Below are 17,326 nucleotides of genomic sequence, written 5' to 3' on the forward strand. Positions count from 1 at the left end.
ACCAGCCGATACGGGTGCTGCAATTTAATGGCTTTTCAGCTTCAACGCGTCTCTCAAACGGGTACGCAAACACTTTGCATACTGAACGTTCGAACTGCCTTCGCATGATTACGAAAACTGCCGATTGCACGGCAGAAGGCGTTATTGCATAAAAAGTGATCGAGCCATATGTCAATAGATAGTAACAAAAATACAATACCCGGGGAAGCTCCATATAGAGAGCTTTTTAGACAAATATTCAATGTTGTCTTATACTTATCTATTGTTTTTTTTATATATTTAATATTTACAACAAAATATGAAATTCCCCTTCCATCAACAATAAGAGTAGCCGCTCCGGGTATTGAAAGAATTTTTCCGACCGTATCTCCGTGGGGTCCCGGATTTGAACAGGACCTCCTGCGTGAATATGGTAAAATGACAGGTTCAAAAATAAAAATAAAATCCTACCCTACCCATGAAGCTGCATTCAACGCCATCAAAAAAGGCAGAGCGGATATTTTTCTCGGAGCCGGATATACCCCGCGCCTGAATGGATTATCAATTTTTATCAAACCCTGCCGTGTATATGAAAAATCCCCGGCAACCCTACTGCATCATACACTCAGGTACGAACTGCGCACCCCTTATGAACTGTGTGATCAGACCATATCATCACCGAAAAACTCGAACCTGATCAATATTTTCAAAGAATATACCCATAAACTTTCATGTCAGGCAACGCTTGTAGTCGGCAGCAAAGCTTCAAATTTTAAAAATCTGCTGAAATACAATGATGACAAAAACATGCGCTTTCATCTGGTTGAAACAGGTAATTTTGTCCAGCTGCAACCATTTCTGGACAAGCTCATGCCCACTGAAACGTTTGGTAAGGACCTGACCTACAGATGGTATTGCAGAACTGATGTTCCCGGACTTTCAGCCTCGCTAAACAAATTCTGGGGAAAGATAAGTTCCAATGGAACCTTGAATGAAAAACGGGAACTTTATTTTGGTTTTCTGCCGGAAGATACAGATTTCTACGAACTCTATCTTATTCGGGAAGACATCAGACAAAAACTCCCGCTCTACACAAAATACATTTTAAAAGCCGCCAAAAAGTACAAACTGGATCCGATGTTTGCTGCAGCGGTAATGTATCAGGAATCCCGCTTTGACCCCCTTGCACGCAGTAAGACCGGAGTCAGAGGACTTATGCAGCTTACCAACTCAACAGCAGGACTTCTTGGCGTTTCAAGCAGGCTTGACCCGGAACAGTCGACCATGGGTGGAATAATTTATCTTAAAAAATTGTGGAAATGGATCGGCAGACGCAATGTAAAAGGCTGGAACAGATGGTTCCTGACTCTGGCGGCCTATAATCAGGGTCTGGGTCATGTCCATGATGCCATGGACGTTGCCAGATTCATGAAAAAGCCGCCAAAATCATGGAGATCTCTTAAACAGGTGTTCCCCCTGCTGACCAGAAGGAAATACCACACCAAAACACGCTATGGTTACACCCGTGGCTATGAAGCGGTGGATTACGTAGACAGTGTTCGATACTATTACTACATTTTCAAAGGATTAGCTGTCATCCCGGGGCCGGAGAAGAAGTACCTTGCTCCGCTTACCGCCGGAGTGCCCGCCGGATGGCCCTGATTCATTAGGCTCAGCAGAATCATCAGTTCCGTGGGGAGTTTCATTGTCCGAAATCACCGGAAAAGGTCTGGAAGCCAGATTGTCCTTATCAGTGGAGCTACCCCAATGATAATTAAAAAGATGATTCTTCAACCGTACGGACTGAATCATGCCGAAAACGACTGCTGCTTCCTCCCACTCCTTTGAAGGCTCAAACTGAGATACTCTGGCTTCATATTTGTTCCACAAATCAGCAAGTGAAGCTTCGTCATAAGCATCAAGCTGTCTGGCAAGCTTGAGCAGCGCTTTTTCAAAATAACCTTCGGACATTCTGTCTCCATAAAAAACATTTAAGTTATGTTTTTAAATTTATCATTCTGGCGTTATAAAAACCGGTATAGGGCAACCCCCGAAACCGGCGCAGTTGCGTTCCGAGTCAATAACAAAAAGATGAGGAAGACCGCAAACCTATTTTATCCGGCGAATTTGCCCGGAAATGACAAATTGCCCGCGGCGTTCGGCTGTGATATGAGCGGACATCCCATGTAAAAAATTCAGGAGAGCAATCATGAGCGACCTTAAGGAAATGTATAAAACTCTGCAACAGGATCCTTTTCCGGAAGATCTGACCATTAAACTTGGTGATCAGGAACTGACTTTTAAAAAAAGAACCTGGGAAATCGACGGAGAGACTAAAGGACTGCGTTACGGTGAAAATCCAGACCAGCCGGCAGCACTCTTTGAACTGACTTCCGGAGGACTTGAACTTGACGGTATAAAATTCAGAGGAGCCGGAAAAGGCCTTGTTTCCGCGCTGACTGAAGAACATATGATTCAGGCTGGAAAACACCCCGGAAAAATCAACCTCACAGATGTTGATAACGGCCTTAATATTTTACAATATCTCACTGAGAAGCCTGCCGCTGTAATCCTCAAGCACAACAATCCATGCGGCGCAGCATGGACCGATGAAGGCATCGGCAAAGCTCTGGAAAAAGCATATTTTGCAGATAGAATCGCAGCTTTCGGCGGAGCTATCATTCTAAACCGCCCGCTGACAATGGAAGCCGCCAAAATTATCAGCAGCGCATATTTTGAAGTTGTGGCAGCTCCGGCATTTGAAGACGGAACCATCGAAGAAATCAGCAAACGCAAAAATCTTCGCATCCTCCAGATTCCCGGCATCACCGAGCTTGAAAAAATGCGTGCCGAACCATTTCTCGATATCAAATCACTCACAGACGGCGGCATGATTGTGCAGTTTTCTTTCAGAAACAGAATACTTGCTACAGAAGATTTCATCCCGGCAACCGCGGAAAAAGACGGTTCACAATACACCTGCCGTACTCCCACAAAACAGGAAGCCGAAGACCTTCTCTTTGCATGGGCTGTTGAAGCAGGAGTTACTTCCAACTCGGTTATTTTTGCCCGCGACGGTGTAACAACCGCAATCGGAACTGGTGAACAGGACCGTGTTGGCTGTGTTGACCTTGCTATTACAAAATCACGCACCAAGTATGCCGATGTCATCACATGGGACGAATTCAAAATGTCTCTTTATGAACTGAAGCTGAAAGCTTTAAGCGATGACGATGCTGCCGCAAAACTTGCCGAAGTAGAGAAAAGGGCTGAAGAAGCCAAGGGCGGTCTTGCCGGCTCAGTAGTTGTTTCCGATGGTTTCTTCCCGTTCCGTGACGGTGTTGACCTCTGCATAGCACAGGGTGCAACAGCAATAGCACAGCCCGGAGGTTCCATCAGAGACCACGAAATAATTCAGGCTGTTAACGAAGCAACACCTCAGGTTGCAATGGTCTTTACCGGCCAGCGCTCATTCAAGCACTAATTCTCCGAATCCCCTGTATTGCATAGGGGAAATATAAAAAATATCAGGTCCGGAGGGATTAAATCCTTCCGGCCCTGTTCTTCCGGCTTTAAAAGCAAGGATATTCGGGAAAACTCTTTTTAATAAAGGATATTCATGTCCCTACTTCCAGAAGGGCGTTTTGTCGCTCCAGGCAGTATAGTTGAATTTATGCACGGCAACCAGCCGCAACTCGCGTTTGTAATCGATGAGCAAGGTGGAAAACTACGCCTTTACACCATCAACAAACGTGAAACTAAAATGCCGGCAACACGTCTGCTGCCATGGGTCGGTCCAAAATACGGAGCCGACATAACCCGGCAGGAAATGCTTGATCTTCTTGTATCTCATCAGGAGAAAAGAGGCGAATATCAGGCATCACTTAATGTCATGGAACTTTGGGAACTGGCACAGGGAGAGCTTGAAAAAGCCCCTCTTGAATGGTTTGCCGGACTTTTGTGGGAAGAACCGGACCCGGATATGATCTCTGCTCTGGGCCGGGCGATGATAGCTGCTAAAACTCATTTCAAATTCCAGCCTCCGCAATTTCTTATTTATACAGCTGAAAAAGTTGAACAACGGCTTGTGCAGCAGCGCGAAGAAAAAGAACGCGAAGAGATCATCAACACCGGTCAGGAACTCTTCAAAGCCATCTGGGCTGCCAGAACATCCGGCGGCAGGCTTGATAAAAGCAGAATCCCCGAAATGTCACAGGGAACTCAGGAAAGGCTCTACAATTTTCTAAAACAGCGCATTGCCGGAAATGAGGATGAAACCTCCAACAAAATCTGGAGCACTCTGCGTAAAGGTCTGCCGGATCATCCGCACCTGCCGCTGCTGCTGGCGCAAGGATGGGGCGTTGTAGGCCCTCATTACAATTTTCTTTTCGATGAAGCAGGCTACTGCCGTGATGACAGCTGGACTCAGCCTTATTTGGATGAAACCGAAAGAATCATAAATTCACTCAAGGAAGAAGAACAGGCTCCACTACCGTTAAATTTCCGTAGCATCGACTCAGCGTCCACAAAAGACATTGATGACGCTTTCGTTATCAGCAGGAGAGAAAACGGTGGTTATACATTGACAATAGCTCTTGCCAGACCCTGTTTAAACTGGGATTTCGAAAGTGAATTAAGCAATGAAGTCGCGGCAAGAAGCACAAGCATCTATCTTCCGGAAGGCACAAGCCACATGTTGCCGGAATCTCTAGGCATAGGAGCTTTCAGCCTTTTTGAAAATGAAATACGCCCGGCACTGGTTACAACTTTTGAAATTTCAGCAACTGGTGAGACAGAATCGGTAACGCCATCCGTAAGCTGGGTAAAACTGGCTGAGAACACTACTTATGAAGCTGTTGAAAAACTGCTCGATGCAGAGAATGACGAGGAACTGTCCACAGCATTCGAGCTGGCTGAGAAACTGCTTGATAAACGAATTAAAAATGGTGCGGTGGTCATAAGAAGGCCGGAGCCGGAACTCAGTCTTGAAGGCTGGCCTGACAATGTTAAGGTAAATGTCGGGTCAAAAGAGGACACTTCCAAGGCAGACCTCATAATTAGTGAATTTATGATTCTTATAAATTCAGGACTTGGACAGTTTGCTCAGGACAACAATTTCAGTCTTCTCTACAGAACTCAGGATATAGCTCTACCATCTGATTCCAGCGGAATTGTGACCGAACCTCAGGATATCTACAGCAGAGTCCGCCTGATGATTCCACCGACACTGGAAACAGCACCCAAAAAGCACGCCACTCTGGCAGTATTAGGTTACAGCCCCATATCATCGCCTTTACGCAGGTATGCGGATTTCTTGAATATGACCCAGCTCTGTCATTTTCTGAACAATGGAAACGCACGCTGGGATGAAGAACAGATGACTGAGCTTGGAACATCGCTACAGATAAGAACTCAGGCTGTTTCCAAAATTCAGAGATTCAGACCGCGCTACTGGAAGCTACTTTACATTCTGCAAAATAAAAAACAGTGGTATTCCTCTGTTATGGTTGATGAAAATGGTCCGCTTGCAACACTGGCCATGCCTGATATCCAGATAAACGTGCGTACACCTAAGAATATGCTGGGAGACAAACTTTATCCCGGACAGCGCTTTATGATCCGCTTCAACAAAGTGGACCCGCTGACAAACGAATTGAGGGTTGCCGAAGCCATGGAGGAATAATTTTAAAGCCAATCAGCTTTAAAATTGCTGGAGAAGTCCTTAAAACGCTTTTGCCAATCCCGGCTAAAAAAGATATACCTTCTCAACTTATTAAAACTAAATGGAGTAATGTGTCTTCCAGACATTCATACGGGAAACTTTTTACGGTGTATCACAATTTTTTGTTTTATTATGAATGCCTACGGAAAACACATTTAAAGGTTTTTCATCAAAAGAACCTTCAGAATTGAGCTTCACAACTGATCAGACCACAAGGAGTAACAGATGCTCTGGATATTCTGGCTTGTATTCGCCTACTTTTTAGGCTCACTTCCATTCGGACTTTTTGTCGCCAAAATTTCCTGCGGAATAGACCCACGTCAGGAAGGCAGCAAAAACACAGGTGCAACAAATGTTGCCAGACTTTGCGGGTTCGGCTACGGCGTTGCAGCGCTTGTGCTTGATCTGGCAAAAGGATTCATCCCTGTAATCATGGCTTCCAGTTACAGCCAGAACTGGTTGTTCCTCTCACTTGTCACTGTCGCAGCTATTTTAGGGCATGTTTATTCAATTTTTCTGGATATGAAAGGCGGAAAAGCAGTTGCTACGACTATAGGAGCATTTCTTGCTCTTGCTCCTTCAGCTACTATATGGGCTGTAATTTTCTGTGTAGCGGTTATCATCCTGTCAGGATATGTTTCTATGGGATCACTGACACTTGCCGTAACACTGCCAGTATTATGCCTGATTACCGCCAACATAGGAGCTGTGCCGGTTGCTGTTTTCATAACAATGCTCCTCTTCTGGACACATAGGGAAAACATAAAAAGACTGGCCAGAGGCGAAGAAATTTCCTGGAAGAAAAAATAATTTTTGCGCCGTTAAGTATAAGGCCGTATCCACAGGATACGGCCTTTTTTTGTGAGCATTAATCCAGATATTTCTCCTGAATATCTCGAATATTATCAAAATTATCAAAAAAAGCTTCAACAAGCTTAGGGTCAAAAATCTTCCCGCTGTTCTCTTTGATATAGTTGCAGGCTTCGTCAATGCTCCAAGCTTCTTTATAGACTCGCTTGCTGCAGATAGCGTCAAAAATATCAGACAAGCATACAATACGACCACACATCTCAATATCCTCACCAGCAAGCCCCTGCGGATAACCTTTTCCATCCCAGCGTTCATGGTGCTGATATGCAATTATCGAGGCGGTCTTCAATAAACTTTTTTTACTTCCAGCAAGGATATTACGCCCTATTTCGGCGTGTGTTTTCATAATTTCAAATTCTTCGGTCGTCAGCTTGCCCGGCTTCATAAGGATAGAATCAGGAATACCTATTTTCCCCACATCGTGCATGGGAGAGGCATAATAAATTTCATCCACGCAATTTTCATCAAGCCCCATAGCTACAGCCAGAATTCTGGAAAACTCCGAAACACGCACAACATGATAAGCGGTTTCTTTGGATCGGTTTTCCACAACTTCACCGAGCATCCTTATAATTTCTTTCTGAGTATCAATAATTTCCTTGTTCAAATAAATATTGTCGAAAGCCACCCCGACATTATTAGAAAAAATACTCAGCAGGTCTTCATCCTGCTCACTTCTAAAGGCCCCGCAGCCTTCTACATAAAGAAGGTGCTTGCCGCATTGCATCGTCGGAAGATATCCGACATAATTATCACCGATAAATGCTCCTGATTCTATTTCCTTAACCTCATTAAACATTTTAATTTCATCAGCAGTCAGCTCAGTGCAGTCAGCAATTGAATCATGGCAGACGGCATATTTACCTGTTGAGGCAATAATTTTCATTTCTCCACCATCGTCAGAACTTGATACCGCCAGCCCGTTACTCTGCATATACATTGAATTTCTGAGTCCCATCAGCGAAATGACCTGTGTCAAAACACCCTGAGCAAGTTTACGAAGCGACTGCTGTTTGAAAAGATCTCTTGAAGCATCAATTATATGTTTCAACCCTGCTCTGTTCTGCTCGATAACAACGATATCACGGTACGATCTTAACGCAGAGAGTACGGCCGTAAAAAGACGCTGGGCTGTCAGCTCGGCTTTATGCTTATAGTCGTTAATATCGTATTCCACTATAACCTTCCGCTCAGGAGCCTGACCGGGCTGCCCCGTCCTTAAAATTATACGCACAGCCCTGTTGTTCATTTCATTACGTATTTTATGAACCAGTTCCAGACCGGCATGAGTTGTTTCCATAACAACATCAAGCAGAATAACGGCTATATCCGGGTTTTTGATTAAATATTCTTCTGCTTCTTTTGCAGAATATGCACTCAGAAATTCTATTTCCGCACCTTCAAAAGTAAAATCACTGAGAACAAGTCTTGTTGTGCTATGAACATCTTTTTCATCATCAACAATTAAAAGCTTCCATTTATTTTTTTTGCTCGGCTCAAGATCATCTGTATTAGTATCTTCTTCTGCAAAAAGGAGTTCATCATCTAAAAAATCATCAGCTATCATAATCACACCTTCCACTGATTTTAGCATCTGAATCCACACCTGAACTAACAGGAATCACAAGAAAAACCTTTGTACCCTTCCCCTTGTCACTTTCAATATCGATATCCCATCCATGTTCTTCAGCTATACGCTGCACCAGACTAAGCCCCATACCTACGCCTTCTGTCTTAGTTGTATAAAAAGGATCGTATATATAAGGAAGATCTTCTTTATCTATACCTCTGGCATTATCTGAAAAGCACAAGTGACAGTTACATGAATCACAATTAACAGATACAGTTACTGTCACAGCATTATCAAAAGAAAAATCAATGCAATTTCTGCAAAGTTCAAACACAGCTCTGCAAAAATATTCATAATTAACTAAGATATTTTTTTCATTTCCATCAAATTTTAAATCAAATTTAACATGCTGAAGATCGGCATAAGCATTAAGTCTGTCAAGTTCTACTGATATAGATTCAAAAATACCTATAACACTGCGTGAAGAATTCTCTATTGCGGCATATTCTGACACACTGGCAACCATACCTTCCAGTCGCGCGGCCTCTTCAGTCACAGTTTTAAGATATTCCCTGATTTTTGATTCTTTATCCAGCTTACGTTCAGCAAGGCTGACGAACCCGCTGATACTCATGGTTCTATTACGAATCTGGTGGGCAACAGACATTGCCAGCCGGGCAAGCCTTATTCTGTTCTCTTCAATCTTTTTTAAATCCCGGTAAGAGCGCAAAGCAGTGGTGATGGAAGTGGAAAGACGCTGCGCAGTCAGTTCTGTTTTCTGTCTGTAATCATTAATATCAAGCTCCATTATAACTTTATGCTCAGGAGCTGCTCCGGGTTGACCGGTTCTTAAAATTATGCGGATCAATCTGTTTTTTAATTCGTTACGCAAACGTCTGGCTACATCAAGCCCTGCGGAATCAGTTTCCATAACCACATCCAGAAGTACTACGGCAAAATCATGCTGCTCACTCAAAACATCAAGAGCTTCTTTTCCGCTGAAAACACTGACAAATTCAAGACGTCTGCCCTCAAAAATATAATCTGAAAGAACCAGCCTGGTAACAGAGTGAACATCAGGCTCATCATCAACAACAAGCACACGCCATTTTCCCGGGGAACGAAACAGTTCATCAGATTTATCATCATCAAAAAAGAGATAGTCATCAGCACTGCCCGCAAATTCATTACTATGCTGCATGATCATCCTCGATATCCGGTATAATAATTTTAAACCGAACGCCCTCTCCGGGGCTGCTTTCACATTCAATAGAACCTTTCATCCTGCCAGTTACCAACTTATCAACAATGTGCATGCCAAGCCCTGATCCACCCTCACCTTTTTTGGTGGTAAAGAAAGGATTGAATATTTTCTCTTTAACTTCGGCATTCATACCGCATCCATCATCAGTATATAAAATTACAGCATCAGCCCCTTGAATATCAACACTGATCAGAATATTCCCGGCAGCTACATCTTCAAAGCCGTGCAGCAGAGAATTCATAACCAGATTAGTAATAACCTGCATCAGCGCACCGGGGAAATTCGTAACGACCATATCGTCTTTTCCGGTAACTTCGACCTTATGTTCCGTGCGCTTATACTTGGGCTTAAGACTCAATAAAATTTCATCAATATATTCTTTTACATTAAAAGACCTTTTTTCTCCCGAAGTCTGGTCTACCGCAACCTGCTTAAAGCTGCGGATAAGTTCCGCAGCACGCCTTAAATTATTAAGGGTTGAAGCAACGGCCTCTTTTCCAGAGCTAATAAAATGTTCAAGATCAGACTTCTTCACCGCACCTGAAAAATATAATTTTTCTATTCTCTGCAACTGCTCTTCAAGAAAAGTTATACTGGTAACACCAATTCCTATGGGGGTGTTGATTTCATGGGCTACTCCGGCAACAAGAGAACCGAGGGACGAAGCCTTTTCAGCCTCAACAAGTTTAGACTGAAGCTCATTCATCTGACTTGTCAGACTTTTAACTTCGCTGCGGCACCCCTCAAAATCATGAAAATTATCAGTGGAGCTGTTTAAGTTTGCTTTCTTTTTCACAGTTTCACCCGTGTCAGCTAAAATATGACTATAATAAAATAGCTTTTTTCATCACTCCTACCCCTGTAAAGTCCGCTGCTCTAATTATTAAACTTTCCCAGCAATAAATTTCAGATGCCCAATGAAAGCATTTAATAAATTGAGTCATTATAAATTTAGCACAAAATAAATAAAATGAACATAATTATCACATTGTACTTCAATTAATAAACAGACAGCTGGAAAACTTAAAAATTATTTTCACAAGCTCTTGGCAAAACGTAAATAGACACTTGATTGTCCAGCCAAATTTACTTATAATTAAATTAATAAAAAGTTAGGATTTTCAATGCTATATATTACCATTCCAATTCTTGCCATTATCGCTGCGTTTTTTATCTTTTCGGTATACACCAACCGACAGGCCAGGTATGCACAACGTGTAAAAGCTTTTGAATTAAAACAGAAGCACATGGATAAAACACTTGAAAAGATAAGAGGTGAAATAGATGGAATACGAGAAGACATTGATGCCCAGCAGGATAAAATAAATGCGTTGAAATCAGGAAAGGATATTGTGGATCTCTCGGAATAAACATTCAATTTGAGTTTTTAAAATAATGATAGAAATAGCAATATCAACGATAGTTACAATCCTGATAACATATTACATCTGTAAAAGTATCAACGCTGGATTCGATTCAAAAGAGAATTCCCTTATTGAAAAAGAAAAACAAATTTATGAAGAAGTGGAAAATTTAAAAAATGAACGTAAATCCAGCAAAAGAGAACTTACAAACGTAAAAGAACAGTTTAAAAATTTCTATTCTGAGCAGACAGAAAAGAAGAAAAAAGAAGTACACACAATAGAAGACTGGCTGCTTGAAAATACAGGTGTTGATGTTCATAAACTGTCAGTAGCCAAAGAATACGCCAAAAGTAAAAATATGCACCTGCTTTCAGCTCTGCTCACTTTAAATATTATTTCAGTAGACCAGTACGAGCTGGCCAAAAAAATAGAACCGACTCTTTCATAATAGCTTTAAATAAAAAAACTCCGCAATGCAGAACAATGCGGAGCTTACCAGCCATCTTAATTAATCTGTACAATTAAAATTCTTTGAATGTTTCTTCCTGATGCACATAATATGACAGTTTGTATGTCTGTTTCAAGTGTTTTACCAGTGAAACAAGAGTCATCTCATCTATTCGCTGAATCCATACAAAAACCTTTCTCTGGCCTGTTTCAACACCATCGTATGAAGTAAATATAGTTGAAATTCTTAATCCTCTACTCCAGAGGTCATTGAGCAGTTCACTAAGCGCCGAAGCGGTATCATCAAGAGTAAATGACAACTGTGTACCGGATTTATCCACACCTGTAGCAGATGTAAGAAATCTGAAAATATCAACAGCGGTAATAATTCCCACAATACCGATATCATCTATTACAGGCAGACCGCCGATACGGCTTTCAAGCAGCATTTTTGCAGCTACTTCCATACAGGTATCAGGTGTTACAACCAGTGGATCATGGCTCATTATATCTCTGATTTTGAGATCATTAAGTCCGTGTCCGTTTTTACCGAAGGTGCTGTCTCCCTGCAAAAATTTTGAAGGCATGGCATCACGAATATCCCTGTCGGTTACAATTCCGACCACCAGCCCGGATGACTCTATCACAGGAATCTGTCTGATTCCTATTTCACGCATCATTTCCATCGCGGTTATAACCATCTCATCCGGCTTCAATGTATAAACATCTGTCGACATCCAATCGCCTACTAACATTTCATCACTCCTGAATAAAACCTGTAAGGATCAATAAACGAACTGTCCGTGTTTAAATTAGGACAGATTAAATACCTTTTTTCCGACCATATATAAATAAAGACCTGAATGTTGACTTTATCATTCCATCTGTACTGTATAATCTCTCATATTCGCTGACAAATTTTCGGTAACTTTCCTTACCGAAACACATTTTTTCGCTGGAAGCACCGGCACCGGTCATTTTATGAGCCTTTAAAAATTCGCGAACCCCGGGATGCAGGGTTACAAAATCTTTAACCTCATGACTGAAGTCCAGACTTTTTATTCCTTCAAAAAGATTTAAATAAAACCGCTCATCTTCTAGTTTATGCATTCTGCCGAAACCAGTTCTTCTGCTTACGTCTTCAAGTTCCCCAAGCGTTCCTTTGATGAAAACAGAAAATGAAAAGTATCCTCCCGGCTTTAGAAATTCCAAAGTTTCAGGAATCGATATTTCAGGTTTCATATACCACTGCATGGCGGATGAGCTGAGCAGGAGATCGAAGCTTTTTTTTCTAAATGGAAGATATTCTCCATCGGCAGCTAACATAACCGGAAACATAAAACGTTTCTGCTGTTCAACAAGCATCGGCAGAGTCAGATCAAGCGAAAAATAATTGGTGCTGGAAAAATCACCGTTAAAATTTTCAGCAACAAATCCCACACCGGAACCGATATCAAGCACATTACCATAGTGAGCTGCTGGACAGTTTAAAACACAAATCCGGGCAACGTCCTTTTGAACCGAAGCGGCATCATAATAACTTCCGGCAGCTCTTCCAAAACAACTCCTGATCAAACTTTTCATTTCAATTGCCCCCCGACCATAGAGACAAGAAAAGATTCATCAGGTTTATGTCCTGTGCAAGGTGTCAGGACCTCTGCCTCGGGCAGCATATTGCGCACTTTTTCAAAGGCCTTTTTCCTGACTATTCTGTCTTTTGTTCCGCGTATTAAAATCAGATTTTCTCCTTTACATCCGATTTCCTTAATCTTTGAATCAATCAGAAAATTCAGTCCGCTACGAAGTTCGCTTAAATTATAACCACTGGCAGAAACAGTTGAGCTTTCACCGCAATTAAGATGAAACTGTCTGATAACACTTTCAAAATCATCAGAAAGTCCTTTGATCATGCTCTCAACAACACGCTCTGGAAATGAATCCAGAAAAGATAAAAAAGGAGAAACAAGTATAACCTTATCAAAAGAAGAAAAAACAGAAACACACTCTTTAATCAGAATATGCGCTCCGGTTGACCAGCCCAGTAGAACTTTATCTTCTTTACGACCGGCAATTTCCATCAACCTGTTGTGCAGGTCTGAAGGATTGAAGTCCGCAAAGGGAACTATAAATTCTGAATTTTCAGCAAACCACGGGAACTGTCCGGGAACTGTAGCCCATCCTCCGACAAAAACTATACTCAATTGCTAAGCTCCGCTGACAGATCTGCAAAAGCATCTTTAATCTTTACAAAATCATCTTTGTTAAAATCAGCCCTTATTGAAAGTCTGAGTCTGGCCGTATTCTGAGGAACCGTCGGCGGACGTATGGCCGCACAATATAAACCTTTGTCTATCAGAAAATCTCTAGCGGCCAGAGCAGTGGTATTTTCACCAAGAATAACAGGAATTATCTGGCTCTGTGAGCAACCTGTATCAAAACCTAATCCTTTTAAAAATTTGCGCAACTCCGCAGCAGCAGCCAACAAATTTCTGCCTCTCTCCGGATGTGTGGAAACATATTCAAGCGAAGCCAGATTAGCCCCGATCACCGCAGGTGGAAGAGCTGTTGTAAAAACGAACGACCTGCCATAATTTCTCAAGAGAGATATGGACTCTGCTTTTCCGGCAACATACCCTCCGAGTGATCCGAATGACTTTGAAAAAGCTCCCATATGCAGATCAACTTCATCCTCCAGACCATATTGTCCGGCCAGACCTCGACCATCGCCGAAAACGCCATCTGCATGAGCTTCGTCAATCACAAGAAATATATCATTTTCAGAACAGATCTGAACTATCTCCTCAAGATGAGCCAGATCACCGTCCATGCTGAAAATTGTATCAGTTACAAGTATTTTTCTGGAAATATCAGAATACTTGTCCACCATTTTTCTTAGATGAACCATATCATTATGGCGATAACGAACCTGTCTGGCTCCTGAAAGACGAATTCCATCCAGGATACTTGCATGGTTAAGACGATCAGAAAAAACTATTGTATGTCTGTCGGCAAAGGTATCCATTATCGCGAGATTTGCAGAATATCCGGCCGGAAAAAAGATTGATGCATCCTTATTATTGAATTCTGCAACCTTTGATTCCAGCTGGTCATAAATAGCAAAATTTCCTGTTACCAGCCTGGAAGCAGCCGATCCGCAACCATAAGTCTCTACAGCTTTTATTGCCCCGTCTCTAAGTTCATTTTTTCCTGATAATCCCAGATAGTCATTAGAGGCCAGATTAATAAGCTCTCTTCCCTTGAAGTTGAGATACTTATCGGCCCCGAAATCAATATCAGGAATCCCGCGCAGCATATTATTGGCTTCGAGTGATTCCAGCTCGCTTGCAATCCAGTTTTCATAAAATTTTGAAGTCATAGACAGATCCGGAAATTCAAAAAAATTAAATGTAGGCAAGGAAAATATATTGGCATCAACAAGAAGGCAAGCATGGAGAATATTATAATCATGCAAAGCCTGAAATAATTTAAATTGTTTTTATTTTAGCGTCTAAGCAATTAATTATTCTTAATTTAAAGAACACATCAGAAAATATGGGGATATCAATCACAAAGCCCCTGTATGACTTGCATACAAGGGCTTTTAATCTTGAAAGGGAACGTTACTGCTAAGACTCTAGCAAAATTTCATCCACCACGTCCTTACCCAGCAGAGCTGAAAAACATCGTCTATAGTCTTCCGGGCCTGCTCCGCCATTTACGCAGACATTACGAAAAGCTGTCCGAGTATCAGAACTGACTTTGCAGGTCAGAAACTGTTCTGCAGAACGGACTTCTGGAACCTCACGGTGAATACATACTCCTGCTTTTCTTTCAACAATATGCTTCGTTAAGCCCATTATGGTTTCTCCTTAATAAATATTTTACCGGATTCAAACTTTTCAGCAGGAGCAAGAATTTCCATTGCCAGTCTTCTTATAGCTGTATCCGCTGGGAGTGCTATTTCATTAGTAGAAATTATGAGTTTATCATCTGACACCGCAAAGTTATAAGATTCCGGGACTTCGGTAAAACGATCAGCAATAGCAATTTCAGTAGGAACTGACGAAAGCGGCTGCTCCAGAAAAACAGAAGTGCTGAATGTTCTGTCATTATTAGCAACTTCGTCGGCAGAAACAATTTTTACAACAACCCCGTCACATAGAAGCTCATTATGAAATCCTCCGGGAAAACAAATTATATTCTTCATTGATACGGGTGATTTTATTACTATCTTTGAAGTTGTTGAGCCTTCACCGAGCATCAGAGATTTTTCAGGATAGATTTTTTCTCCAGTTGCCCCATATCCCAGCTTCATTAAAACGTCCTGTTTCTTAAAAACTGTTTCCGGAGCTGTTTCAAAACCGGCGGAGGCAAAGCTGTAATATGATATATTAGGTGAGTCAGCCGCAATAAGCTGAAGCATGCCTATATCAAGTACCGATCCCATATTTTCAACTGCTGATACTACAAGCCGGTATTTTTGATAAATTATGTCATTACTAAAACTAAACGTCTTACTATGCCCTGCTGCCCATCCACTTATTTCTTGCTGAGAATCAAGCTCCACCCACTCATTTCCATTATAACCGGATAACGTAAAATTGCGGGGAGCACGTTTAGCTACAATGTCAGCTGTTTCCTGATCAGACCAGAGTATTTTTCTAGATGTTATTGAATACTTAGTTATAGGGTATAAAAAAGGTCCGGAAATTGTAATAGCCACCGGTAATACTGCCGCCTGAAAAGAATGGAATTTATCAGCCGATTGCTCAGATTCATCAATAAGACCATCAAAAATTTTCCAGACTTCATGACCATAGATGTTTTCAGTAGAAGAAGTCACACTGAAGCCGCAGCGGGTAAAATCATCCATAACAGGAAGATAATTAACCTCTTCACCACCTACTTTCCATGAACCATCAATAGAACACTCTCCGCAGTCTGTTATCAGGCTATCCCCGACATTAAGCGGACTTACGGAACTAAAACCGAAACGGCTGTACCTGTCATGATCAATGCGTCCTGAAATCTGCTTAATTTCCATTCGAGCACTTAAAATCTGGTTATCATTATCAGCACTCACACTATGAGAAGGCGGATTTATTTTCCAATCTCCGGTCAAATTATCCCAGCCGGATTCATCATCAAAAACCATTACGGGGCCGTCTTGAACAGGAACTTCAAGCACATTGACAGTAAACTCACTGTCAGCTGATCTTAGATACCCGGCTTTGGTCGTATAAACATAAATCCTGTGAAGCGTATCTCCGTCGACTTTTGGCAGAGTCCATAAAATAATGGAGTCTACTCTTGAAAAAGAGCCTCCTGAAACAGTGACAACATAATCCTGCCCGTCATTCCAGTTCATAATCTTCACGGGATACACATGGCCTTCAGGAGCAGAAGAACTTGCCACCAGAAATGGCGGATCAATAGTATAATTTTCAGTTGCGATGCGCAGAGCTGAATCTCGGGCAGCTTCAGCCTCTTTTCTGGCCTCTTCCGCGGCAAGGCAGAATTCTCCAGCAGATTTTTTATAAGCCTTGGAAATATCACGGGCCTGTAATGACTCACTTAAAGCAGCTTCAACCTTGTCCCGATTCTTAACAGTCTCCTGCAGAAACTGCTGCGGAGACAAACGCTCCTCTTCCGGAGTTGAAATGTCGTACATAAAAGTTCTCGAAAGTTGCTCCTGAAGCTGCTGATCACGCATAACAGATCTGTCAAAGGCCTCATTAAGCAGCCCGGCTGAAAATGAATCGTTCTCTACAAGTTCAAGCCCCTGAGTGAATCCAATTTTCCGGTATAAAGTTATCTTTTTGCCCTCAGGCAAAGGTTTACCGTTGATGGGATAACGGATAACCCCGCCAAACTCATCCCCTATACCGGATTCAACTTGAAAATCTGAGCCATGAATCAATTCAGTCTGTTCACTGCTGCCATCACTGATAACCGCCCCGATCTCACTGCTGCTAAAAATTTTAAAAGAATAAAAAAACAAGTCCTGCTTACCGTCTCCAACATATGTAACAGGACTGGCATTGGAAACTACAGTCATCTGAAAACCCCTTGAAATCAGTCTACCAAACGGAACTGATATTCCTATATTG

At 42.0% G+C, this 17,326-nt stretch carries 16 protein-coding genes; 6 read left to right on the forward strand and 10 right to left on the reverse strand.

Annotation, left to right across the window (positions count from 1 at the left end):
- Positions 1–168 precede the first annotated feature (168 nt).
- Positions 169–1,641, forward strand: a complete 1,473-nt coding sequence (locus G496_RS0114685; RefSeq protein WP_051295080.1) for an MltF family protein — start codon at positions 169–171, stop codon at positions 1,639–1,641.
- On the opposite strand, the gene G496_RS0114690 is transcribed toward G496_RS0114685, so the two are convergent.
- Positions 1,567–1,950, reverse strand: coding sequence for a hypothetical protein (locus tag G496_RS0114690; RefSeq protein ID WP_027179931.1), 384 nt, complete (start codon positions 1,948–1,950; stop codon positions 1,567–1,569). The genes G496_RS0114685 and G496_RS0114690 overlap by 75 nt on opposite strands.
- A 238-nt stretch (positions 1,951–2,188) precedes the next feature.
- Here G496_RS0114690 and G496_RS0114695 point away from each other — a divergent pair, with 238 nt between their 5' ends.
- From G496_RS0114695 to plsY, 3 genes are all read left to right on the forward strand, one after another.
- Entirely contained in the window at positions 2,189–3,463 is a 1,275-nt protein-coding gene (locus G496_RS0114695; RefSeq protein ID WP_027179932.1) for an IMP cyclohydrolase, read from the forward strand.
- Between the two features lie 135 nt (positions 3,464–3,598).
- Complete coding sequence (locus G496_RS0114700) at positions 3,599–5,662, forward strand: ribonuclease catalytic domain-containing protein (RefSeq protein WP_027179933.1); 2,064 nt, start codon at positions 3,599–3,601, stop codon at positions 5,660–5,662.
- 264 nt (positions 5,663–5,926) lie between these two features.
- Positions 5,927–6,511 carry a glycerol-3-phosphate 1-O-acyltransferase PlsY gene (gene plsY / locus G496_RS0114705; RefSeq protein WP_027179934.1) on the forward strand — a complete coding sequence of 195 codons (585 nt, stop codon included), beginning with the start codon at positions 5,927–5,929 and terminating at the stop codon, positions 6,509–6,511.
- Between the two features lie 58 nt (positions 6,512–6,569).
- On the opposite strand, the gene G496_RS0114710 is transcribed toward plsY, so the two are convergent.
- The 3 genes from G496_RS0114710 to G496_RS19960 are packed head-to-tail and all read right to left on the reverse strand — an operon-like array spanning position 6,570 to position 10,201.
- Positions 6,570–8,165, reverse strand: a complete 1,596-nt coding sequence (locus G496_RS0114710) for a response regulator (RefSeq protein WP_245577938.1) — start codon at positions 8,163–8,165, stop codon at positions 6,570–6,572.
- Entirely contained in the window at positions 8,128–9,342 is a 1,215-nt protein-coding gene (locus G496_RS19955; protein ID WP_051295104.1) for a hybrid sensor histidine kinase/response regulator, read from the reverse strand. Before G496_RS19955 ends, G496_RS0114710 begins: the two co-directional genes overlap by 38 nt.
- A complete protein-coding gene (locus G496_RS19960) occupies positions 9,332–10,201 on the reverse strand; it encodes a sensor histidine kinase (protein ID WP_084407586.1) in 870 nt (289 codons plus the stop codon). Before G496_RS19960 ends, G496_RS19955 begins: the two co-directional genes overlap by 11 nt.
- A gap of 328 nt (positions 10,202–10,529) precedes the next feature.
- Between G496_RS19960 and G496_RS0114725 the strand changes: the two genes are divergently transcribed.
- Positions 10,530–10,775, forward strand: coding sequence for a hypothetical protein (locus G496_RS0114725; RefSeq protein ID WP_027179936.1), 246 nt, complete (start codon positions 10,530–10,532; stop codon positions 10,773–10,775).
- Between the two features lie 25 nt (positions 10,776–10,800).
- Complete coding sequence (locus G496_RS0114730; RefSeq protein WP_027179937.1) at positions 10,801–11,217, forward strand: hypothetical protein; 417 nt, start codon at positions 10,801–10,803, stop codon at positions 11,215–11,217.
- A gap of 73 nt (positions 11,218–11,290) precedes the next feature.
- Here the strand turns inward: G496_RS0114730 and G496_RS0114735 are convergent, their stop codons facing one another.
- From G496_RS0114735 to G496_RS0114760, 6 genes are all read right to left on the reverse strand, one after another.
- Positions 11,291–11,971, reverse strand: a complete 681-nt coding sequence (locus G496_RS0114735; protein ID WP_027179938.1) for a CBS and ACT domain-containing protein — start codon at positions 11,969–11,971, stop codon at positions 11,291–11,293.
- A gap of 67 nt (positions 11,972–12,038) precedes the next feature.
- Positions 12,039–12,800, reverse strand: a complete 762-nt coding sequence (locus tag G496_RS0114740; protein ID WP_027179939.1) for a methyltransferase domain-containing protein — start codon at positions 12,798–12,800, stop codon at positions 12,039–12,041.
- The gene (locus G496_RS0114745; protein ID WP_027179940.1) at positions 12,797–13,417 is read right to left on the reverse strand and encodes an alpha/beta hydrolase; all 621 of its coding nucleotides are present in this window, start codon (positions 13,415–13,417) and stop codon (positions 12,797–12,799) included. Before G496_RS0114745 ends, G496_RS0114740 begins: the two co-directional genes overlap by 4 nt.
- A complete protein-coding gene (locus tag G496_RS0114750) occupies positions 13,414–14,592 on the reverse strand; it encodes an aminotransferase class I/II-fold pyridoxal phosphate-dependent enzyme (RefSeq protein ID WP_027179941.1) in 1,179 nt (392 codons plus the stop codon). Before G496_RS0114750 ends, G496_RS0114745 begins: the two co-directional genes overlap by 4 nt.
- 250 nt (positions 14,593–14,842) lie before the next feature.
- A complete protein-coding gene (locus G496_RS0114755; protein ID WP_027179942.1) occupies positions 14,843–15,073 on the reverse strand; it encodes a hypothetical protein in 231 nt (76 codons plus the stop codon).
- Positions 15,073–17,274 (reverse strand): hypothetical protein, encoded by a 2,202-nt coding sequence (locus G496_RS0114760; RefSeq protein WP_027179943.1) that lies wholly within the window; start codon positions 17,272–17,274, stop codon positions 15,073–15,075. Before G496_RS0114760 ends, G496_RS0114755 begins: the two co-directional genes overlap by 1 nt.
- Between the last annotated feature and the right edge of the window lie 52 nt (positions 17,275–17,326).

Origin of the sequence: Maridesulfovibrio bastinii DSM 16055, assembly GCF_000429985.1 — a bacterium.
Taxonomy (GTDB): domain Bacteria; phylum Desulfobacterota; class Desulfovibrionia; order Desulfovibrionales; family Desulfovibrionaceae; genus Maridesulfovibrio; species Maridesulfovibrio bastinii.